This window comes from Acinetobacter sp. FL (assembly GCF_040744925.1).
GTDB lineage: Bacteria > Pseudomonadota > Gammaproteobacteria > Pseudomonadales > Moraxellaceae > Acinetobacter > Acinetobacter radioresistens.
Window position 1 is genome coordinate 1,646,761 of the sequence record NZ_CP160437.1, and the last position, 21,715, is coordinate 1,668,475.

24 protein-coding genes are annotated in these 21,715 nt (G+C 43.4%); 12 read left to right on the forward strand and 12 right to left on the reverse strand.

What is annotated here, in order from left to right; translation table 11 throughout:
- Positions 1 to 113: 113 nt before the first annotated feature.
- The 3 genes from ABZP31_RS07715 to ABZP31_RS07725 all read left to right on the forward strand — a co-directional run bounded on the left by ABZP31_RS07715 (position 114) and on the right by ABZP31_RS07725 (position 2,787).
- Complete coding sequence (locus ABZP31_RS07715; RefSeq protein ID WP_005020087.1) at positions 114 to 992, forward strand: sulfite exporter TauE/SafE family protein; 879 nt, start codon at positions 114 to 116, stop codon at positions 990 to 992.
- A 126-nt stretch (positions 993 to 1,118) separates the two neighbouring features.
- Positions 1,119 to 2,210 (forward strand): 3-deoxy-7-phosphoheptulonate synthase, encoded by a 1,092-nt coding sequence (locus ABZP31_RS07720; protein WP_248135205.1) that lies wholly within the window; start codon positions 1,119 to 1,121, stop codon positions 2,208 to 2,210.
- Positions 2,211 to 2,262: 52 nt separating this feature from the next.
- Positions 2,263 to 2,787, forward strand: coding sequence for a hypothetical protein (locus ABZP31_RS07725; RefSeq protein WP_005020085.1), 525 nt, complete (start codon positions 2,263 to 2,265; stop codon positions 2,785 to 2,787).
- Here ABZP31_RS07725 and ispF read toward each other — a convergent pair.
- On the reverse strand, positions 2,775 to 3,269 hold the full coding sequence (gene ispF, locus ABZP31_RS07730) for a 2-C-methyl-D-erythritol 2,4-cyclodiphosphate synthase (RefSeq protein WP_005020084.1): 495 nt from the start codon (positions 3,267 to 3,269) through the stop codon (positions 2,775 to 2,777). The two genes, ABZP31_RS07725 and ispF, sit on opposite strands and share 13 nt — an antisense overlap.
- Positions 3,270 to 3,367: 98 nt before the next feature.
- On the opposite strand from ispF, the gene ABZP31_RS07735 reads away from it, so the two are divergent.
- Positions 3,368 to 4,021 (forward strand): hypothetical protein, encoded by a 654-nt coding sequence (locus tag ABZP31_RS07735; protein WP_248135207.1) that lies wholly within the window; start codon positions 3,368 to 3,370, stop codon positions 4,019 to 4,021.
- 76 nt (positions 4,022 to 4,097) lie between these two features.
- On the opposite strand, the gene ABZP31_RS07740 is transcribed toward ABZP31_RS07735, so the two are convergent.
- From ABZP31_RS07740 to ABZP31_RS07765, 6 genes are all read right to left on the reverse strand, one after another.
- Positions 4,098 to 4,445: a four-helix bundle copper-binding protein gene (locus ABZP31_RS07740; protein WP_005404505.1), complete on the reverse strand. Its 348-nt coding sequence runs from the start codon at positions 4,443 to 4,445 to the stop codon at positions 4,098 to 4,100.
- A 207-nt stretch (positions 4,446 to 4,652) separates the two neighbouring features.
- Entirely contained in the window at positions 4,653 to 5,384 is a 732-nt protein-coding gene (gene ispD / locus ABZP31_RS07745; protein ID WP_248135209.1) for a 2-C-methyl-D-erythritol 4-phosphate cytidylyltransferase, read from the reverse strand.
- Complete coding sequence (gene ftsB / locus ABZP31_RS07750) at positions 5,347 to 5,739, reverse strand: cell division protein FtsB (protein ID WP_005404503.1); 393 nt, start codon at positions 5,737 to 5,739, stop codon at positions 5,347 to 5,349. Before ftsB ends, ispD begins: the two co-directional genes overlap by 38 nt.
- 15 nt (positions 5,740 to 5,754) lie before the next feature.
- Entirely contained in the window at positions 5,755 to 7,044 is a 1,290-nt protein-coding gene (gene eno / locus ABZP31_RS07755; RefSeq protein ID WP_248135212.1) for a phosphopyruvate hydratase, read from the reverse strand.
- Between the two features lie 45 nt (positions 7,045 to 7,089).
- Positions 7,090 to 7,947 (reverse strand): 3-deoxy-8-phosphooctulonate synthase, encoded by an 858-nt coding sequence (gene kdsA / locus ABZP31_RS07760; protein ID WP_248135214.1) that lies wholly within the window; start codon positions 7,945 to 7,947, stop codon positions 7,090 to 7,092.
- A 31-nt stretch (positions 7,948 to 7,978) separates the two neighbouring features.
- The gene (locus tag ABZP31_RS07765) at positions 7,979 to 9,619 is read right to left on the reverse strand and encodes a CTP synthase (RefSeq protein ID WP_005020067.1); all 1,641 of its coding nucleotides are present in this window, start codon (positions 9,617 to 9,619) and stop codon (positions 7,979 to 7,981) included.
- Between the two features lie 226 nt (positions 9,620 to 9,845).
- Between ABZP31_RS07765 and ABZP31_RS07770 the strand changes: the two genes are divergently transcribed.
- The gene (locus ABZP31_RS07770; RefSeq protein WP_005026148.1) at positions 9,846 to 10,277 is read left to right on the forward strand and encodes a hypothetical protein; all 432 of its coding nucleotides are present in this window, start codon (positions 9,846 to 9,848) and stop codon (positions 10,275 to 10,277) included.
- A gap of 86 nt (positions 10,278 to 10,363) precedes the next feature.
- Here the strand turns inward: ABZP31_RS07770 and ABZP31_RS07775 are convergent, their stop codons facing one another.
- The 4 genes from ABZP31_RS07775 to ABZP31_RS07790 all read right to left on the reverse strand — a co-directional run bounded on the left by ABZP31_RS07775 (position 10,364) and on the right by ABZP31_RS07790 (position 14,566).
- Complete coding sequence (locus ABZP31_RS07775; RefSeq protein ID WP_106438719.1) at positions 10,364 to 10,774, reverse strand: GNAT family N-acetyltransferase; 411 nt, start codon at positions 10,772 to 10,774, stop codon at positions 10,364 to 10,366.
- A gap of 114 nt (positions 10,775 to 10,888) precedes the next feature.
- Positions 10,889 to 11,989, reverse strand: coding sequence for a YheT family hydrolase (locus tag ABZP31_RS07780; protein ID WP_248135217.1), 1,101 nt, complete (start codon positions 11,987 to 11,989; stop codon positions 10,889 to 10,891).
- 54 nt (positions 11,990 to 12,043) lie between these two features.
- Complete coding sequence (locus tag ABZP31_RS07785) at positions 12,044 to 12,457, reverse strand: nuclear transport factor 2 family protein (protein ID WP_248135219.1); 414 nt, start codon at positions 12,455 to 12,457, stop codon at positions 12,044 to 12,046.
- An 84-nt stretch (positions 12,458 to 12,541) separates the two neighbouring features.
- Complete coding sequence (locus ABZP31_RS07790; RefSeq protein WP_248135221.1) at positions 12,542 to 14,566, reverse strand: NADPH-dependent 2,4-dienoyl-CoA reductase; 2,025 nt, start codon at positions 14,564 to 14,566, stop codon at positions 12,542 to 12,544.
- A 130-nt stretch (positions 14,567 to 14,696) separates the two neighbouring features.
- Here ABZP31_RS07790 and ABZP31_RS07795 point away from each other — a divergent pair, with 130 nt between their 5' ends.
- Together ABZP31_RS07795 and ABZP31_RS07800 are read left to right on the forward strand one after the other, a co-directional pair.
- Complete coding sequence (locus ABZP31_RS07795) at positions 14,697 to 15,230, forward strand: PadR family transcriptional regulator (RefSeq protein ID WP_017400585.1); 534 nt, start codon at positions 14,697 to 14,699, stop codon at positions 15,228 to 15,230.
- Positions 15,231 to 15,246: 16 nt separating this feature from the next.
- Positions 15,247 to 16,161: an alpha/beta hydrolase gene (locus tag ABZP31_RS07800; RefSeq protein WP_248135223.1), complete on the forward strand. Its 915-nt coding sequence runs from the start codon at positions 15,247 to 15,249 to the stop codon at positions 16,159 to 16,161.
- 18 nt (positions 16,162 to 16,179) lie between these two features.
- On the opposite strand, the gene ABZP31_RS07805 is transcribed toward ABZP31_RS07800, so the two are convergent.
- Positions 16,180 to 17,094 (reverse strand): LysR family transcriptional regulator, encoded by a 915-nt coding sequence (locus tag ABZP31_RS07805; RefSeq protein ID WP_248135225.1) that lies wholly within the window; start codon positions 17,092 to 17,094, stop codon positions 16,180 to 16,182.
- A 109-nt stretch (positions 17,095 to 17,203) separates the two neighbouring features.
- Here ABZP31_RS07805 and ABZP31_RS07810 point away from each other — a divergent pair, with 109 nt between their 5' ends.
- The 5 genes from ABZP31_RS07810 (at position 17,204) to benB (ending at position 21,688) form a co-directional block, all read left to right on the forward strand.
- On the forward strand, positions 17,204 to 18,310 hold the full coding sequence (locus ABZP31_RS07810) for a muconate/chloromuconate family cycloisomerase (protein ID WP_005406456.1): 1,107 nt from the start codon (positions 17,204 to 17,206) through the stop codon (positions 18,308 to 18,310).
- Between the two features lie 24 nt (positions 18,311 to 18,334).
- A complete protein-coding gene (gene catC / locus ABZP31_RS07815; RefSeq protein WP_119879244.1) occupies positions 18,335 to 18,625 on the forward strand; it encodes a muconolactone Delta-isomerase in 291 nt (96 codons plus the stop codon).
- Positions 18,626 to 18,799: 174 nt separating this feature from the next.
- Positions 18,800 to 19,720 (forward strand): catechol 1,2-dioxygenase, encoded by a 921-nt coding sequence (catA, locus tag ABZP31_RS07820; protein WP_005026172.1) that lies wholly within the window; start codon positions 18,800 to 18,802, stop codon positions 19,718 to 19,720.
- Between the two features lie 79 nt (positions 19,721 to 19,799).
- The gene (benA, locus tag ABZP31_RS07825) at positions 19,800 to 21,182 is read left to right on the forward strand and encodes a benzoate 1,2-dioxygenase large subunit (protein ID WP_248131916.1); all 1,383 of its coding nucleotides are present in this window, start codon (positions 19,800 to 19,802) and stop codon (positions 21,180 to 21,182) included.
- The gene (gene benB, locus ABZP31_RS07830; protein ID WP_248134582.1) at positions 21,179 to 21,688 is read left to right on the forward strand and encodes a benzoate 1,2-dioxygenase small subunit; all 510 of its coding nucleotides are present in this window, start codon (positions 21,179 to 21,181) and stop codon (positions 21,686 to 21,688) included. The genes benA and benB overlap by 4 nt, the downstream gene beginning before the upstream one ends.
- The last annotated feature ends 27 nt before the right edge of the window (positions 21,689 to 21,715 follow it).

Genomic DNA, 21,715 nt, shown 5'->3' on the forward strand with positions numbered 1-21,715 from the left:
CAAAGTCATCACCGAGCTTAGCGTTTTTTTGCATAAGTAAATCATTAATCGTCACAACTGCTTATATGAAAAAGTCATAACATAGACATGTTTTATTATATTGGCATGAGTTAATGGTTGGTCCTCTAGAATTCATTTTGGCTGGTGTACTGGTTGGTTTTTGTGTAGGTATAACAGGTGTAGGTGGTGGTTCATTAATGACACCTATTTTAATCAGCTTGTTCAGGATCGAACCCCATATTGCGATTGGTACCGACTTGCTCTACGCAGCAATTTCAAAATTCTGCGGCTCACTGGTCCATGCCAGAAAATTAAATATTGTCTGGCCCATAGTTCTCTGGCTGGCATTGGGGAGTATTCCAGCGTCTTTTGCGACCCACTGGGTGCTTGAGCACTATCTGAGCCAGTCCACTCACTATAAAGCTGTTCTTACCACAGTTTTAGGGTTTATGCTGACCCTGACCGGTATTTCAATTATTTTCCGTGCGCAGATTGAAAAATTTTTTAGCCGTTTTCGTAAACCTGAAGTTTCTGATCAGGAACAAGCGCTGTTTGCTAATCCGCGCCGCCGCTTCTATATTTTATTTATGGGTATCGTACTGGGTATATTTGTTACCCTCTCTTCGGTAGGTGCCGGTGCTTTTGGCATTATGGCATTGATTCTTATGTTCCCTAATTTGCCAATGATCCGGATTATTGGTTCCGATGTAGTTCATGCAGTATTGCTAACACTGGTTGCAGGCTTAGGCCACATGAGTTCGGGAAATGTCGATTTCACTCTATTAATGTGGTTACTGGTAGGTTCCATTCCAGCCATTATCGTTGGTACATTAATCAGCTCACGGTTACCTGAACGTATTATTCGCAAGATTCTGGGAATTACCCTGTTTGCTTTAGGTATCAACTTTATGTTGCATCCGGTTAAAGCCAAACCAGTAACTACTTCAGAAAGCGCAGTCATTAGTACTGTTGAAAAAACACACAAGATATAATTAATTCGTAAAATGAATTGCTTTTTCAGACTTTAACAGAGTTTTTGTATAGCAATTCATCACTTAAATCATGTTATATTCAAGTAACTATAACCACTTCTGTATGAACAATCACCAGTGACGGCAATGAATACACTACAGTTTAAAACAGTATCCCCTTCAGATATCAGTGATGTAAATGTGAAAAGCATTCAACCACTTGTAACTCCTGCAACACTGAAAGAAGAACTTCCTTTAAGTGAAACGGCTTATCAAACCGTCATGAAAGGCCGTGAAACTATACGTAATATTTTAGATGGTATTGATAAACGCCTGTTTGTCGTGATTGGGCCTTGTTCAATTCATGATACGGTAGCTGCACATGAATATGCTGATCGCTTAAAAATCTTGAGTGAAAAAGTTCAGGATACTCTTTATATCGTTATGCGTGTTTATTTTGAGAAACCACGTACTACTGTAGGCTGGAAAGGTCTGATTAATGACCCGGACATGGATGACTCCTTTAATATTGAAAAGGGTCTTCGTATTGGCCGCCAGCTGTTACTTGAACTCAATGAAAAAGGTTTACCTTGTGCAACAGAAGCTCTTGATCCGAACTCACCACAATACTATCAAGACCTGATTTCGTGGTCTGCTATCGGTGCACGTACTACAGAAAGCCAGACCCATCGTGAAATGTCTTCCGGCTTGTCTTCACCTGTAGGCTTTAAAAATGGTACCGACGGCGGCCTGACAGTAGCTACCAATGCCATGCAGTCAGTTAAACATGGACATAGCTTTCTGGGCCTAAATGAGAATGGCCAGGTTTCTATTATCCGTACTGCAGGTAATGCTTATGCACATGTAGTACTGCGAGGTGGTAATGGCAAGCCGAACTATGATGCTGGTGCTGTGGCCGATGCGGAAATGACTTTGGCTAAAGCCAAGGTTAGTAACAAGATTATGATTGATGCCAGTCATGCCAACTCGAACAAAGATCCGTATTTGCAACCCTTGGTTTTAAAAAATGTGACTGAGCAGATTATTGATGGGAACAAGTCAATTGTCGGTGTTATGGTCGAGAGTCATCTCAAGGGTGGCCGCCAAGATATTCCTGCGAAACTGGATGACCTTGAATATGGCAAGTCAGTCACAGACGGCTGTATAGACTGGGAAACTACCGAAAAGACCTTACTTGCCATGCATGAAGCATTAAAAGACGTTTTACCAAATCGTTAAACATTGAGACGCCATCATCATGATGGCGTTTTTTATATAGGATTTGTACCATATGAATGAACTAGAATATGCTTTAAGCCAGATTCCATATTTTGATTATGTTCATGAGCGCCTGTTTTGCTCAGGGCAGTTGACTACAGAAAATCTCGAACAAATCAAGGCCTATGGTTGCTCGACCATTATTAATCTTGCCTCCAGTAAAGCTGAAATGGCTCTTAGAAATGAAGATCAGTTGTGCCTGGACCTTGACCTCAACTATATTCACATTCCTTTAGATAATGAACGCCCTTCAGCCAATCAGGCTATTCTGGTTTTAGAGCTGATTAATCACTTGGTCTGTGAGCAGACAGTGTGGCTGCACTGTGCTGATAACCGGCAATGTAGTGTGCTGATGTACTTATATCGACAATACTTTATGAATATAGATATGCCTACAGCACAAGAGTATTTGCACAGAATCTGGGAACCCGATGATACCTGGACCGGACTGATTCATGCGGTTGCCTTACAACTTCAAGGCCGCAAAGCAACACGCGAACTGGAACAGTCACTAATGCAGGTTCGTCAGTTTGAGTGAAGTACAAGTAAAACTGTAGCAGTCGCCAAAATGCCTTCCTGACGGCCAGTAAACCCCAGCTTCTCAGTAGTTGTAGCTTTTACACTAATTTGTGAAATATCTGCATTGAGTACTTCAGCAATGCTCTGCCGCATTTCGAGATTATGTTTGGCCAGTTTCGGGCGTTCACAGGCTACAGTAATATCGGCATTACCCAGCATATAACCTTCTTTTAAAATTAAATCGTATACATGCTTGAGCAATATCCGGCTATCCGCACCTTTGAATTCATCGTCAGTATCCGGAAAGTGCTGTCCAATATCTCCTAGTGCCAGTGCCCCCAGTAGAGCATCAGCTAGTGCATGTAAAACTACATCGCCATCTGAATGAGCTTTTAAACCATGAGTATGTGGAATCCTGACACCTGCCAGATGAACAAATTCACCCTCTTCAAATGCATGCACATCAATGCCTTGGCCGATACGGAACTGCGGTCTTAACATGACTGTTTCCTTATAAATAAATCTTAGATCAGTTGTATTTTAGCTTGTGATTTCGCTATATTACGTAAGCAAACTCTATAGCAAAAGTATAAGCGATCATGTTATTGAATACCGAGTTTCCTCACATTAAAATAATAGGATCATTATTTGTAGCGACCTGTTTATGGTCATCAATGGCCGTAGCTCAAGCGTTACAGTGTACATCTGACATTACTGCGCCTGCTTTAAAGCGTATTTGCTCAGATAAGTTCGACACCGAACGTCAAATGCTAAATAATAAATATCTTACAGCTTACCTGATTACTGATGCTCCGGTCCGTTTACTCCAAGATACACATCTGACTTGGCTAAATCGTATGCAACAGTGTAAGAGTAATGACTGTTTTAAACAGCAGTTCGAACTGCGTATGGATGATCTGGATATTTATACTTCAATGAATCAGAGTTTAACCCAGCATTATTTAAAATATGAAAATGGCTTAATTGCGAAACAGCCTGTACATTTACAGGTACATCAACTCTCTAAAGACAGAATCAAGATTGAGGGAATTGCATACCGCAACCCGAATAATCGTAAAGAGACCCAAAACATTGCTTTTCTCGCTTACACCCCCCCCGAGAACAAGCAGGAAATTATCGATAATGAACATGACTGTAAATATAGTTTTAACTTTCAGAAAGCCTTGCTTACAGTAAGTTCACAGCAGAAAGGTTGTGAGCGATTCAACGGCATTTACCGTTTATACGACTAAATTTTGTAATTTCAGATTAATACTTAAATAAAAAAGCCCGGACTGCTGAGACCGGACTTTATATTTCTAAAACTTATTAATCAATAGGCATTTCTGAAGCGCGACAGATTTCTGCACACTGCTCGCAGGCCTTAGCACAATGCTGGCAATGCTGATCTTCATGTGCACCACATTCTTCAGCACAACGTTCACATGCCTGAGCACATAGCGCCATCACATTGTCTAAAAGTGCCGAGCCTCTGATTTCATAGCTGATACAAAGACGGCATAGCTCCACACAATCTAAACAGCGACGGATACATTCGCGCATCATGCCTACCATTTCTTCCTGCAAGCATTCTGCTGCACAGGTTTGACAAGCGATAATACATTCAGTACAGGCCCGGATTGAAGCAGAGGCCTGTGAATAAACCGGATTAGTCATTGTTTCATCTTGTTGTATTGGCACTTTCCACCTCATTCACTGTATTTATGAGCCTTTTAAGTATTTCAGGAATGCAGAAAAGGTAGAACCATCTACAGGTAATGAATTGTGCCTTTTTTTAAACAATGGGTAAGCTTATGAAATATTCAGCTGTAGTATCAAAATTTAAGAATAAAAATTAATCCATTGAATATAAATATAATAATACTAAGAAGAAGTTGTATTTTGAGATTCAATAATCAGCTTGGCCAGCTCAAGATCATCGGGATAAGTAATTTTTATATTGTCCGAACGCCCCATTACTACTTGAACAGGATATCCGGCATGTTCAATTGCACTAGCTTCGTCAGTAATTGTGATCTGGTCGGCCAATGCTTTTTCAATCGCAGCTTTAAGCAATCCCAGTCTGGCAAGCTGTGGAGTCTGGGCTTGCCACAAGCATTCACGGCTTACTGTTTTGGTAATTTGCTGTTTATCAGATATCAGTTTTAAAGTATCCCGTACAGCTATAGCAAGAATAGCGCTACAGTTTTGTTCGATAGCGTTCTCAACCAGATTTTGCAAGCTGCTGAACTGGACACAGGGACGCGCTGCATCATGTACCAGTATCAGATCATCTTCATCAGCAATACTACTTAGATAATGGAGAGCATTGAGTACCGAATACACCCTTTCTTGCCCACCCAGACAAAAGTGAGCTTTATCAGCCCTTACTAAAGGTAAAGTTCGAGCAACATCATCATGTGCACTAACTGCAAGTACATATCCGGCTAGATCTAGCTGATTTAACCGGCTAACCGTGTGCTCGAGTACAGTCTGCTGCCCAATTAACTGATATTGTTTAAGTTCATGTTTAGAAAAACGGCTGCCTGAGCCAGCAGCAGGAATTACCGCCCAGAGTTTAGGGTGTTTCGGTAACAGGGTCTGGTTCTGACTCATTGGTTCTTAAATCAACCTTGGCATTAGGATCAATATAAATGGGTTTATATTGAGTACTGATTGTACTCATCTGTACAAAAGTTTCATGGGGCTTGATCAGACCGAGGTCTAAACGTGCATGTTCCTCAATGGCTTCAATACCATGTTTGAGGTCATACACTTCCGCCGCTAAAATGCGATTTCGCTCTTTTAATTCTTGATTAATATCAGCTTGTTGTTGGATTTGCTGAGTCAGAGTCTGATGAGGGAAATAGCCCCCCTCACCAAACCAGAAGCGGTACTGCAGCACGACAATCATAATGATTGCCAGTGCTAGCAATACCTTGCTCGAAATTGAACCGAAAACTTCTTTCATAAAAGCCATGAAAAGTTAGTTCAATCCTTTAAATTCAGCTTTACCGCGGTAAACTGCTTTAGTAATTTCTTCAATACGTAGTAATTGATTATATTTTGCTACGCGGTCAGAACGGCAAAGTGAACCGGTTTTAATCTGGCCCGCTGCTGTACCTACGGCAAGATCTGCAATAGTAGAATCTTCAGTTTCACCTGAACGGTGAGAAATTACAGTCGAGTAACCATTTGCTTTAGCAAGATAGATTGCGTCGAGTGTTTCGGTCAAAGTACCGATCTGGTTATATTTGATAAGGATAGAGTTAGCAACCTTCTCATTAATACCACGCTGTAGTATCTTCGGATTGGTTACAAACAGGTCATCACCTACTAACTGAATCTTGTCACCAAGAATAGAAGTCAGGTAAGACCAGCCTTCCCAGTCAGACTCGTCCAGGCCATCTTCAATCGAGATGATTGGATACTGATTTACCAGACCTGCAAGATAGTCAGCAAACTGGTTGCTGGTGAATGCCTTATTGCCCTCACCCGCAAGGATATATTGACCATCTTTATAGAATTCTGAAGATGCGCAGTCCAGCGCCAGCATAATATCAGAACCAGCTTTATAGCCAGTTTGCTCAATTGCTGAAAGAATTACAGTGATTGCTTCTTCATTTGAACGAAGGTTTGGTGCAAAACCACCTTCATCACCTACTGCAGTATTTAAGCCTTGTTTCTTTAAAACTGATTTTAAAGAATGAAAAATTTCTGCACCAGCACGCAGGCTCTCAGCGAATGAGGTAAAGCCCACAGGTTCAATCATAAATTCCTGAATATCAACAGTGTTATCTGCATGAGCGCCACCATTTAAGATATTCATCATTGGAACAGGCATAGTCAAAGTTTTCTGGCCACGCAGGCCTGCAATGTATTGGAAAAGAGGAATTTTCTTTTCATCAGCAGCAGCACGGGCAGCGGCTAAAGATACAGCCAAAGTTGCGTTAGCACCTAGTTTTTCTTTATTTTCAGTACCATCTAAAGCGATCATTGTATTATCAATGTCTTTTTGTTCGAATACTGATTTACCCAATAAAGCATCACGGATTAAAGTATTAACATTATTAACCGCAGTTTGAACGCCTTTGCCCAAATAGCGTGCTTTATCGCCATCACGCAGTTCTAAAGCTTCACGAGAACCAGTTGAAGCACCAGATGGTGCACATGCACGGCCAACTACGCCGGATTCCAAGATTACATCAGCTTCGATGGTTGGGTTACCACGAGAGTCCAAAATTTCACGTGCACGGATGTCAACGATTTGGCTCATGAACAATTCCTCAGTTGAATGAATAACAAGATGCAAGCAGCAGCATCAATGGGTATCTAATTTTTTGAATCCTTTAACCAAAGTATCCAATTCTTTTAATTGTGCTAAAAATGGCTCTAGCTGGTTCAGACGCAACGCACATGGCCCATCACATTTGGCCAGTTCCGGGTCAGGATGTGCTTCCAGGAATAAACCCGCAAGTCCTGTAGCCATACCAGCACGTGCCAATGTGGCAATCTGGGCACGACGGCCGCCCGCAGAATCGGCACGGCCCCCTGGCGTTTGCAAGGCATGGGTTACATCAAAAAATACTGGAACATTCATTTCTTTCATAATGTCGAAGCCCAGCATATCAACCACAAGGTTGTTATAACCAAAAGCTGAACCACGTTCGCACAAGATCAGTTTGTCATTGCCGGCTTCCAGACATTTATGCAGAATATGATGCATTTCATGGGGTGCAAGAAACTGGGCTTTTTTAATATTGATAATAGCCTGGGTTTTTGCCATAGCTTCAACCAGATCCGTCTGACGGCTCAGGAAAGCCGGCAGCTGGATAATGTCGGCAACTTCTGCAACAGGAGCCGCCTGATACGGCTCATGCACATCAGTGATGATCGGAACATTAAAGTGTTTTTTAATTTCACCTAACCACTCGATTCCTTTTTCCAGGCCCGGTCCACGAAAAGAATTCAGGCTTGAACGATTCGCCTTATCAAAACTGGCTTTAAAGACATACGGGATATCCAGACGTTTACAGATATCGACATAGGTTTCGGCAATTTCGAAAGCAAGATCTTTGGATTCAAGTACATTCATACCGCCGAATAATACAAAAGGCAAATGATTTGCCATTTGTATATCGCCTAAACGTACAATTTCTTGTGGTTTTAGTAGTGACATTTAAACTTCCTAGTTTATTTCCTGAACAGTCTTATTTACGCTTCTGATACTGCTGTTTCGCAGCCCCGATAAAGCTAGCAAATAATGGATGACCATCACGTGGTGAACTTGTAAATTCCGGATGGAATTGTACTGCAATAAACCAAGGATGCTCAGGGATTTCAACAGTTTCTACTAAATGCTGTAGTGCAGAATAGCCTGAGATTTTCATACCCGCCGCTTCAATCTGAGCAATAAAGTGATCGTTCACTTCATAGCGATGACGATGACGCTCGCTAATTTCAGCTGCAGCATAAATATCACGGATTTTAGTTCCTGCAACCAGTTCAGACTTTTGAGCACCTAAACGCATGGTGCCACCAAGATCAGATTCAAGACTACGCTGCTGAAGTTCACCACGTTCATCTAACCATTCAGTAATCAGGCCAATAAGCGGGGCTTTAGTTGAACGGTTAAATTCTGTAGAAGTTGCATCAGCAATATTGGCAACGTGACGCGCAAACTCGATCACTGCAAGCTGCATCCCCAGGCAGATACCGAAGAATGGAATCTGGTTTTCACGGGCATACTGAATGGCTTTCATTTTTCCTTCAGTACCACGCTCACCAAAACCGCCCGGAACTAAAATGGCATCAGCGGTGGCAAGCACTTCATTCACATCTTCAGCTTCAAGCTTTTCAGCATCTACATAGTCAATCTGTACTTTAACGCGATTTTGGATACCCGCATGAAGTAATGCTTCATTCACAGATTTATAGGCATCTGGAAGTTCAACATATTTACCAACCATGGCAACACGAACAGTAAATTCCGGATTCAGTAAAGCTTCAACTACGTTATCCCAGTCAGTCAGGTCTGCTTCTGGAAGATCGTTATAACCGAAACGTTCACAGATCAGGTCATCTACATTCTGTTCATAGAAGTTACGTGGAATCTGATAGATAGAACGTGCATCTTTGCACACTACAACTGCACGTGCTTCAACGTTAGTGAAGAGTGCAATTTTACGTTTGGTGTCAGCATCTACATCATGTTCGGTACGACAGATCAGAATATCGGGCTGAATGCCGATAGACAGCAATTCTTTTACAGAATGCTGGGTCGGTTTGGTTTTAAGCTCTGCTGCAGACTTAATATAAGGCAGCAGTGTCAGATGCATGAGCATGGTACGCTTATGACCAAGCTCGACCATTAATTGACGCACTGACTCCATAAATGGTAGTGATTCGATATCACCCACCGTACCGCCAATCTCAACAATTGCTACGTCATAACCTTCACCTGCACGGAGTACACGTTCTTTAATATTGTCAGTAATATGCGGAATTACCTGAACCGTACCACCCAGGTAGTCACCACGGCGTTCTTTATTTAGAACATCCTGATAAACACGTCCTGAAGTGAAGTTATTCAGTTTGGTCATTTTTGCACGACGCAGGAAACGCTCGTAATAGCCCAGATCAAGGTCAGTTTCAGCCCCATCCTCTGTAACAAAAACTTCACCATGCTGGAATGGGCTCATAGTGCCTGGATCGACATTGATGTATGGATCCATTTTGACCATGGTGACTTTTAAACCACGAGCCTCTAAAAGTGCTGCTACTGAAGCTGCTGAAATACCTTTACCTAGTGATGAAACCACACCACCAGTCACGAAAATAAAATGGGTCATTGAGTTTCTCGTACAATCGAGCCGAATTCGGCCTGCAATGTTGCGCAATTTTACTTTACTCGGCACCTATAAAGCAAAGTCATTCCGCATCAATTCATAGAACAATAAACAACTGGTTATTCTATCAGCATTTTCGATAAAAAATTAGGCGTAATGTGCATGATTTTTCTGACAGCTTTTACTGTTATAATAGCTTGGTCTCTTTTAAGTCCTGATTTATGCAATTATGAATAAGAAACTTTTGATTTGTGGTGCGATCGCAACAGGTTTGTTCCTCACCGCGTGTGTAAAAAAAGAAGCGCCAAAGGAAGAGGAGCAAGAACAGGTTGAAGTAGTTGAACAACAATCTGTAGCACCTGCACAAATTGAACCTCTAGAACCGGTTGAAGCTGAACCTGAAATTCCCGAGACAGTTGAAATTGTTCGTGAAGAAACGCCAAATACCACAACCGAAATTCGCCGCGAATATCGTGAACCTGCACCAGTTGAACCGAGACCCGAGCCTAAACCTGAGCCACAAAAGCCAGAGCCTAAGCCAGCTCCAGCACCAAAAGCAGACAGTACCGCCAGCCAGCAGAAATCCAGTTCAGATTCACAGAGCGAAGATGATGCCGTTGCAGCTGCTATTGCGGCTGCTTCACCTGCTCTTGAAAACTAAACAATCCGTTCTTCTGTTCAGTCAGAACAGTAAAAACCCGGTATATTTACCGGGTTTTTTATGAATAATGAGTTGAAGACTTTGACTTAAATAGATGGCTTTTTCACCCAAGCACTAGGATGCTGAGAGAAACCAATTTTGGGGTAGTAAGTAACAGCCTGTGGAGCTGCAAGTAAAGTCAATGTACATTCCGGTTGTAATTGCTGTTCTGTTATTTCAATGAGCTTTTTTCCAATACCCTCTTTTTGAAATCTTACTGTCACTGCCAGATCAGCGAGATAACAGCAAAAATAAAAATCTGTAACCGATCTTGCTATACCTACTAATTCTTGTTTATACCATGCTGAGATGACCAGATTTGAATGCTGTAGCATGCCTGTGATCAGGTCTGCATTCTGGATGGGTCGTCTTGGACCTAATGAAGTTTTCTGTAAAAGGTCAATATACTGCTGCGTACTAACAGGTTCATTTATCAGGTAATGAATCGGTTCAGACATGATATTTTATCTCTTTTATATTCCTATATTTTAAAGCCCCTTCTGTTTTATGGTTATGGAAGAGGCCAGCTATTTCAGGTTTTTATCATGTTATCTGTTTTAAGCAGACTATTTTTAGTTTACTGAAGCCAGTTTGTGTTGTGCAATCAGATAGTCTGCCATTAAACGTGCCGCCCATGAACGTGTACGGGTAATGCCTTCATAAAATCCGCAGTGGCTGCCTTTACGGGTTGTAATCACCATAATATTTGGCATCTGCATAATCATTTCTTTATATGGCTCAAAATTATCAATATGGCAAACCGGATCATCTTCAGCATTTAAAATCATTAGAGGAATCTGGATATTGTCCATGACATAAACAGGATTGGTTGCCTGATTATAACTTTCAAAGTCCTTATAACCTGCCAGTTCAAAGTAACAGCTCTGAAAGTCAGCCAGACTTTTAACAGCAAGTACTTTCGGCAATGACCCTGTATTTTTCCAGGCTTCCTGATAAGGATGAATGAATGATTTAAACAGTTTCTTTGTCATGGCCTTACTATAAAACGGGTGCACCTTCTGAAAACCAATTTCGGTATTATAGCCCGGACAAAAGGCGAAGGCAGCCTTAAATGGAGTATGATGCCCCTCCTCTCCCAGATAGCGTACCAACAGGCCAGTTCCTGCAGAAGAGCCTACGCCATACAATACAGATTCAGGAAATTTGCTCTGTATATGAATGAGCTGTTCACGCAGGTCATCAGTTGAACCAAACAGACAGATTTTCGGTACAGTCATTGGCAATTTGGCATGGCCACGGCGCAAACATAGCGCAATACGCCAGCCTGTATAGTGATGTAAATCACGTACCAGCTCGCTCATACTTTGTGGTGAGCCGGTAATCGTATGCATTAATACAATAGTGGGTACATCAGCCGGAAGTTGTTCGCCATACCAGGCAATACCGGTAGTCCCACCATCCTGCATGGTTAATGGCTCAATTCTGTCATACTTGAGCTTAATACGTCTTTTCTTGAACAGGTCAAAATATAGCAAGTGTGCATGCTGGTTCGCTAACCACGGTGTTGGCCGATATTTTTCCTTAAGCTGTGGCAAGTGCTCCAGTACCTGCTGGACTTTACCATTCGGGTCAAAGTAGAGTTTAGGCTGTTCAGCGCCTGTAACCTGATCCAATAGTTCTCGTGTCAGGGCAGTCAGCTTTTTTACCATCATTTGATTTAACTCTCGGTATATTTCTAAAGTATGAAGAATGAACTTTAAGTAGACTTAATGGGCTGGAGGCATAAATGCTGCCATGCGTTGTCCCATTTGTGCAGCTAACGCTTCGAGACCACTTTTTGGCCGGATCATGACTTCAAAATCAACAATTTTACCCTGCTCATTAAAACGGATCATATCGATTCCTTTTAACTGTTTTTCTCCGACATGAGCAGAAAACTCTAACACTACATTGTGACCGTCTTCTGTGTAGAACTCACGGTGATAAGTAAAGTCCTCAAATATTTCAATGACATTAGTTAATATAAAACGAACGACTGTTTTACCTTCATATGGGTTGAACGCAACAGGTGACCGAAAAATCACCTGTTCATCTAGAAGTTCGTCTAGAACAGACATATCACGGCTGCAAAGCATTTGGTGCCAAGCCTGTATGGCTTGTTGAGTAGTGGTCGGGATCATCAGTTTTATCTCTTTAACTATTTATTGTTTTAAAGTTGAAAGTGGACAGACAGCATTAACAGGCCGCCTGCCCTATATAAAAACCTAAATAATGGCTGCCAGTTCAGCGCCCTGACGGATGGCGCGTTTAGCATCCAGCTCACCGGCTTCTCTTGCGCCTCCTATTAGATGCACACGTTTTCCGTCAGCTTGCAGCTGTTCGAACATGGCAGTATAAGATTCCTGTCCGGCGCAGATTACAACGTTATCCACTTCCAGTAGCATAGGTTTGCCGTCCACCGTAATATGCAAACCCTGATCATCAATTTTTTCATAATTTACACCAGACATCATTTGCACATGCTTATGTTTTAGGCCAGTGCGATGTATCCAGCCTGTGGTTTTACCCAGATTTGCACCTACAGCCTTTTGCTTGCGCTGTAACAGGTAGACTTCACGCAGTGAAGGTTCAATTTTAGGCTGTTTCAAGCCCCCCGTATGATGATAGGTCGTATCGATTCCCCACTCATCATAAAATTTTTCAGGATTCAAGCTGGCACTTTCCCCTTCATGTGTAAGGTACTCTGCTGTATCAAAACCAATACCGCCTGCTCCGATAATTGCAACCCGCTTTCCAACAGGCAGGCGCTCTTTAAGCACTTCCAGATAGCTTAACGCTTTAGGATGATTCGCACCTTCAATTTCCAAGTGGCGTGGTGTTACACCTGTTGCAATCACAATATCATCAAAATTGGCCTGGCTTAGCTCTTCATAAGTCGCCAAATGATTCAAATGTAGCTGGATATTTGGCTGTAATTCAATCTGGCGCTGAAAGTAGCGAATAGTTTCATAAAACTCTTCCTTGCCCGGAATAGTCTTGGCAATATTGAATTGTCCACCAATCTGGTTACTGCTTTCAAAAATCTTGACCTGATGACCACGGCTGGCTGCATAAATTGCAAAACTTAAACCTGCCGGCCCTGCACCTATCACAGCAATCTGTTTCGGTGATCCAGATTCTTTAAAAATCAGTTCAGTTTCATGGCATGCGCGCGGATTAACCAGACAGGATGCAATTTTCATTGAGAAAATATGGTCAAGACATGCCTGATTACACGCAATACAGGTATTAATCTCGTCACTGCGGCCTTCACGGGCTTTTAAAACAAACTCGGCATCGGCCAGCATTGGACGTGCCATCGAAATCATATCTGCCTGTCCGGAAGACAGGACATATTCTGCCATTTCCGGGGTATTAATACGGTTAGATGTGATCAGTGGCAACTTCACTTCACCTTTCAGCTTTTCAGTCACCCAGGTAAATGCAGCACGTGGAACCTTAGTGGCGATGGTTGGAATACGTGCCTCATGCCAGCCGATACCGGTATTAATAATTGTCGCGCCGGCTTTTTCAATTTCTTTAGCCAGATAAACAACTTCGTCCAGTGTAGAACCGCCTTCTACCAGATCCAGCATCGATAGACGGTAAATAATAATAAAATTCTCTCCGACTGCTTCACGGGTACGCTTGACGATTTCAATCGGAAAACGGATACGCTGCTCATAACTTCCGCCCCATTCATCATCACGATGGTTGGTGCGGGCAGCAATAAATTCATTGATCAGATAGCCTTCTGAGCCCATGATTTCCACACCGTCATAACCGGCATATTGTGCCATCTGTGCACAATTTACAAAGTCACTGACAGTCTGCCAGACTTCAGCCGAGCTTAATTCTTTGGGCTTACTCGGATTAATCGGGGCCTGAATCGCAGAAGGTGCAACCGGATCAGCCTGATAGGAATAACGTCCGGTATGTAAAATCTGCATGGCTATCTTACCGCCAGCATCATGAACAGCCTGAGTAATAATCTTGTGCTTTTCTGCTTCAGCAATAGAGTCAAGTTTAGAACCGCCAGCAAAGGTTACACCTGCATCATTAGGTGCAATACCGCCAGTCACAATCAGCCCTACCTCACCACGCGCGCGTTCGGCATAAAATGCTGCCATCCGCTCGTATCCTTTTGGAGCTTCTTCTAGGCCCACGTGCATTGAACCCATCAATACACGGTTTTTTAATGTAGTAAACCCGAGGTCTAAAGGGGCAAGTAAGTGTGGATAGTACGACATTTTTTCTCCTTGGCTCGCTATCTTTGCTAGCTTATGCAACTTATTGCATAACTTATAATAGATATTCTTTTTTTATGCAACATGTTGCATAATATCTGAAGCGTCATTTTTAAAGTTGCGGAATTCACCGATGTCTCTTGCCCATGTATTATTGACCAGTTTACTGGAAAGACCGAGTACCGGGTTTGAACTGGCACGCCGTTTTGACCGTTCTATGGGCTTTTTCTGGAATGCAACACACCAGCAGATTTACCGTGAACTAAGCGGTATGCTGAAAAAGGGCTGGATTTCTACAGTTGAAGAAGCACCCAGCCAAAGCAGAAAGAAAACCTATCAGGTTGAACAGGCAGGCCGTATTGAACTGGCCAAATGGATGATGGAACAAAGTCCGCCCGCCCAGTTACGGGAAGAGTTGATGGTACGTCTGCGTGCAGAAGCCCAGTTGGGTGGAAATATTGTACTACCCGAATTGCAGCGACATCTGGAATTACACCAGAATAATCTAAAACTCTACCAGAATATTTATGCGAAGGACTTTGCTGGAAGTGAGTCTACTGACCGTACTTTATACATTCATAAAATGATTTTGCAGCTGGGTATTGATCTGGAAATTCACTGGATCAAATGGCTTGAAGAAGTCATTCCTGCATTGGAAAAGTTCTAGCACTGAGGAGTTAATCATGCCACTTTACCGCATGCCTGATGGAGAAAACCTGTATGTGCGCCGGATTGGTCGCGGTCAGCCTGTACTGGTATTATCTGGTCTTGGAATGCAAAGCTGGCAATGGTTACCTTTTATTGCACGCAGCCTGAACCGCTTTGAGTTTATTATTCCAGACTGGCGCGGTTTTGGGAGTTCTCGAAACTGCGCCATTCCTCAATCCTTAGATGCAATTTCCAGTCACTGGCAGGATGTTTCCAGACTGATTAACCAGTTGCAGCTGGATAATTTTATTCTGATTGCCTATTCAATGGGTGCCACTACAGCGATGCATGGTATGCACTATGCAAACCTGGGCGACAAGTTAAAGGCCTATTTACATATTGACCAGACGCCAAAAATTCTGGCAGATGAGAACTGGAAATATGGCCTGCTGGGTGAAAAGCATACAGAATGTAAGCTGTTATTGCGCCAGCTGCTTGACACTCTCTCTGGGCAACCCAATATACACAGCACCAGTCAGCTGGAAACACATACACGTACTGAACTGTTTCAGCTTTGGTACAGGTTTGTATCTTTACAGGGGAATAGCAGATTTTCTTCCCTGCTTTTTTATACCGCACTTAAAAAACCGAAACTGCAAAAATATCTGTTACCTCTTCAACGACTGGACTACCTGCGCTGGTATCTGGAAAGTTATTTGTACCATACTGAAGATTATCGCGAAGCACTATCACAACTTGAATGTCCAGTAACTTTTTTTATTGGGCAGAATTCCAGCTTATATGCAGCAGAAGGACAAACGATCATTGCTAAAAGCCTGAAAAATGCTCACCCTGTTTATTTTGAGCATTCGGGCCATACGCCGCTTTTAAGTGAACCGGTTAAATTCACTCATGAGCTGCGACAATTTTTATTGGCTCAGGTTCCTTAACCTGTTTGGTTTTTAGAATTAAAATAAGGCACGGTCATATTTGATCGCTTCCAGATCGTAAACCTGATAGATACAGTCGAAGAGTGACCGGATGTTTTCCGTTTCGTCCATATTTCGAATAGTCAGAAAAATCGGGCTTTTTGCTGCCTCATCCAGTAAAGGCACATAATTTAAATGTGGAAAACGGATAGTATTGGCACTCTCAGGAATAATACAAATGCCCTCACCCGCAGCAACCAGTCCTAAAGCTAGCTGAATTTCACGAACTTCCTTAATGTTTCCAGGTTCCAGACCATGCTCAGAAAATAACGTGGTGATCTGTGTAGAAAAATTAGGTTTAGCCGTGTTTGGATAGCAAAACAGGTCTTCATCAACAATATCTGCCAGATATATACCTTCAATATGCTGTGCAATCGGATGGCTTGAATGTGCAGCCACCATTAGACGTTCTTCACGCAGTAAAATCCGGTGAACTGCCGGATCACTGATTCTCAGCCGTCCAAAGCCGACATCAATCCGACCTTCTTTTAGTGCCTGGATCTGGTCTCTGGTGCTCATCTCTACCAGTTGAATATTTAAATGGGGATGCTGCTGACGATATAAATAAATAATCCGCGGTAATAAACCGAATAAAAGTGAGCCTACAAACCCCATGGTAATACTGCGCTCAACCAGACCTATACGCTTGGTCATCGATTTAACTTCTTCAGCATTCGACAAAAGTTTAACGGCATGCTGGTAAAAAAATTGACCGGCTGGGGTAGTCTGTAATGGCCGACTGCCCCGTTCAAACAACTGGATACCCAGTTCACTTTCAAGGTTTTGTATTTGCCGGCTCAGCGGAGGCTGGGCAATAAATAGTTTTTCTGCAGCCTTGGTAAAACTCTGTTCTTCTACCACTGCCACAAAATAGCGTAAATGTCTCAGTTCCATGAGTCTTCCATACCTTTAAGATATATTAAAATGCAAATTCAGTCTTAGACACATTTTAATCATTCTTTTAAGGTATGCACAAGAGATAAGTCAGCATAGATTTTCAATAATGTATAAATCTGTAGAAACATTACTCGTCGATATTCCGACCATACGTCCACATAAACTTTCTGTGGCAACCATGCAGACTCAGACCCTGGTTCTGGTGAAAATTACTGCAACAGATGGAACTGTAGGTTGGGGTGAAGCCACTACTATTGGTGGACTCAGCTATGGTGAAGAAAGCCCAGAAAGTGTTAAAGCCAACATTGACACTTACTTCGCGCCTCTGCTCTCCTCCGTTCAGAACCAGAATATTGCACAGATCTCAAAACTGATCCGCAAGACCATTAATGGTAACCGTTTTGCCAAATGTGCAATTCAGACTGCACTGCTGGACATACAGGCCAAACGTCTGGGCCTACCATTAAGTGAAATTCTGGGCGGTCGTTTACGTGACCGTTTGCCAGTACTCTGGACACTGGCTTCTGGTGATACAGACAAAGATATTGCCGAAGCTAAAAAAATGATTGAGCTGAAGCGCCATAATACTTTCAAACTGAAAATTGGCGCACGTCCATTACAGGAAGATGTTGATCATGTTATTGCCATCAAGAAAGCTCTGGGGCCTGAGGTCAGTATTCGTGTAGATATCAACCGTGCCTGGACAGAACTGGAATGTATTCGCGGAATCCAGCAGCTACAGGACGGTGGAATTGACCTGATTGAACAGCCTTGCGCCATCCAGAATACCGATGCTCTTGCCCGTCTGACCCAGCGTTTCGAAGTAGCAATCATGGCTGATGAAGCCTTAACCGGGCCGGACAGTGCTTTCCGTATTGCACAAAAGCATGGCGCCGATGTATTCGCAGTCAAAGTCGAACAGTCTGGTGGACTAATTGAAGCTTGTGACGTGGCCAAGATTGCCTGTCTTGCAGGAATCGACCTGTACGGTGGCACTATGCTTGAAGGCCCGGTTGGTACCATTGCCTCTGCTCATGCCTTTTCTACCTTTGAAAATCTGGCATTCGGCACAGAACTCTTTGGCCCACTTCTTCTGACTCAAGAAATTTTAACAACACCACTGCAATACGAGAACTTTGAACTGGTTGTGCCCAATGCACCAGGTTTAGGAATTGAAGTGGATGAAAACAAGATTGAACAATTACGTCGTTAAGGCAAGCGGATAAGGAGTTTTAACATGTTATTTCATGTGCGTATGGATGTGCATATTCCACTAGATATGCCAAGCGAGAAAGCGAACGAAATTAAGGCTGTTGAAAAAGCTTACTCCCAAGAGCTGCAACGCCTGGGTAAATGGCGTCATATCTGGCGTATTACCGGCCAGTATTCCAACATCAGTATTTTCGATGTGGAAAACAATGAAGAACTGCACAACATTTTGCAGGGTCTACCGCTTTACCCTTATATGAATATTGAGATCATGGCTCTGAATCGCCATCCGTCTTCTGTACGTGAAAACGATTCATAAAATTGATGCAGAAAAAAAGATGCAGTTCTACAGTTGCATCCGTACTTTCCTTTAAACGAAGGGTAATAACAACAGACGGAACGAGGCCAGCCAGTGATGGCCAGCACATCAGGGAACCTTTCTCGCTTGTCGCCAGCCCCGTTAGCGTCTTATACATACTTAAGGAGTGATAGTATGAACCGTCAACAAATTGATGCGCTCGTAAAACAAATGAATGTCGATACCGCCAAAGGCCCGGTCGATGAGCGCATTCAGCAGGTCGTCGTCCGCCTGCTCGGGGATCTGTTCCAGGCCATCGAAGACCTCGACATCCAGCCCTCTGAAGTCTGGAAAGGCCTCGAATACCTGACCGATGCAGGTCAGGCCAATGAACTCGGCCTGCTCGCTGCCGGGCTCGGTCTTGAACACTACCTCGACCTGCGTGCCGATGAGGCAGATGCCAAGGCCGGTATCACTGGCGGCACTCCCCGTACCATCGAAGGCCCGCTCTATGTGGCCGGTGCCCCTGAGTCTGTCGGCTTTGCCCGTATGGATGACGGCTCCGAGTCCGACAAGGTCGACACCCTGATCATTGAAGGAACAGTTACTGATACAGAGGGCAATATTATTGAAGGAGCCAAGGTAGAAGTCTGGCATGCCAACAGCCTGGGGAACTATTCATTCTTTGACAAGTCCCAGTCCGACTTTAACCTGCGCCGTACCATCCTCACAGATGTGAATGGTAAATATGTTGCCCTGACCACCATGCCGGTAGGTTATGGCTGCCCGCCAGAAGGCACCACCCAGGCGCTTTTAAACAAGCTCGGCCGTCATGGTAACCGCCCTTCTCATGTGCATTATTTTGTATCGGCACCGGGTTACCGCAAGCTCACCACCCAGTTCAATATCGAAGGTGACGAGTATCTGTGGGATGACTTTGCCTTTGCTACCCGTGACGGACTGGTTGCGACAGCAACAGATGTGACTGATGAAGCTGAAATAGCCCGTCGTGAACTGGACAAGCCATTCAAGCACATCACTTTTAATGTTGAGCTCGTGAAAGAAGCAGAAGCTGCTCCTTCTAGCGAAGTTGAACGACGCCGCGCAAGCGCTTAAGCGTTATAGAGATACCGGGTTCAGCTCTTTTTAGCTAAACCCGGTGGCTTCCACAAATTTGGAAAGTCGGAGAACGGACATGCCACGTATTCCTGTAATCAATACCAGCCACCTTGACCGTATTGATGAATTACTTGTAGACAATTTTGAAACTGGTGAATTTAAACTTCACCGCTCAGTCTTTACAGATCAGGCGCTGTTTGATCTGGAGATGAAATATATCTTTGAAGGCAACTGGGTATACTTGGCACATGAGAGCCAGATTCCGAACAATAACGACTATTACACTACCCATATTGGCCGTCAGCCGATCATCATTGCACGTAACCGTACCGGTGAACTGAATGCTATGATCAATGCCTGTTCGCACCGCGGTGCACAGCTTTGCCGTTACAAGCGCGGCAACAAGGCCACTTATACCTGTCCATTCCACGGCTGGACCTTTAATAACTCTGGTAAGCTGCTTAAAGTAAAAGATCCGGCAGATGCAGGTTATTCTGACTGTTTCAATAAAGACGGTTCACATGACCTAAAGAAAGTGGCACGTTTCGAAAACTATAAGGGTTTCCTGTTTGGCAGTTTAAATGCTGATGTACCCCCTCTTGAAGAATTTCTGGGTGAAGCTACCAAAATTATTGATATGATTGTTGGCCAGTCTGATGAAGGACTGGAAATTCTGCGTGGTGCATCGACTTACACCTATGAAGGGAACTGGAAGCTTACTGCAGAAAACGGAGCCGATGGCTACCACGTTTCTGCCGTGCACTGGAACTATGCCGCGACAACCCAGCAACGCAAGGAAAAACAGGCTGGTGATAATGTTCGGGCCATGAGTGCAGGCGCATGGGGCAAGCAAGGTGGGGGTTCTTATGGTTTTGAAAATGGCCATATGCTGCTCTGGACCCAATGGGCCAATCCGGAAGACCGTCCCAACTACAGCAAGGCTGAAGAATACACCGAGCGTTATGGCGCCGCGATGTCCAAATGGATGATTGAACGCTCACGAAATTTATGTCTGTATCCAAATGTCTACCTGATGGATCAGTTTGGTTCACAAATCCGGGTATTACGTCCCCTGGCAGTAAATAAAACTGAAGTAACCATTTACTGTATCGCCCCTAAAGGTGAAACACCTGAAGCCCGTACACGCCGCATTCGCCAGTATGAAGATTTCTTCAATGCTTCTGGCATGGCAACTCCGGATGACCTGGAAGAATTCCGTGCCTGCCAGGCAGGATATGCCGGCATTGAACTGGAATGGAACGATATGTGCCGTGGATCTAAGCACTGGGTACAAGGACCAGATGATGCAGCTAATGAAATTGGTTTAAAACCGAAACTTTCCGGTATTAAAACTGAAGATGAAGGGTTGTATCTGGCCCAGCATCAGCACTGGTTACATGAGATGAAAAAAGCGATTGCAGCAGAAAAGGCACTGGCTGATCAAGGAGAGAACGCATGAATGCAACAGCGAACCTCGAAACCGTAACACTGGAACAGGTCAGCCAGTTTCTTTTTAAAGAAGCCCGTTTTCTGGATGATGAACAGTGGGATGAATGGCTGGCCTGCTATGCGCCGGAAGCTTCTTTCTGGATGCCTGCCTGGGATGATGATGACAAACTCACTGAAAACCCGCAGTCTGAAATCTCCCTGATTTACTATCCTGACCGTCAAGGGCTTGAAGACCGGATTTTCCGAATTAAAACAGAACGTTCAAGTGCCACCATGCCTGACACCCGTACCAGTCACAATATTTCAAATATTGAAATAGTTGAACGTGAAGGTAGCAAGGTCACAGTACGTTTTAACTGGAATACTTTGAGTTACCGTTATAAAACCAGCTACAGCTATTTTGGTATGTCACGTTATGTGATTGATTTTTCAGGTAATGAAGCAAAAATCCTGAGCAAATATGTAGTGCTTAAGAACGACTATATCAATCAAGTCATTGATATCTACCATATCTAACATGTATCAAATCTCAGCCAAACGGAA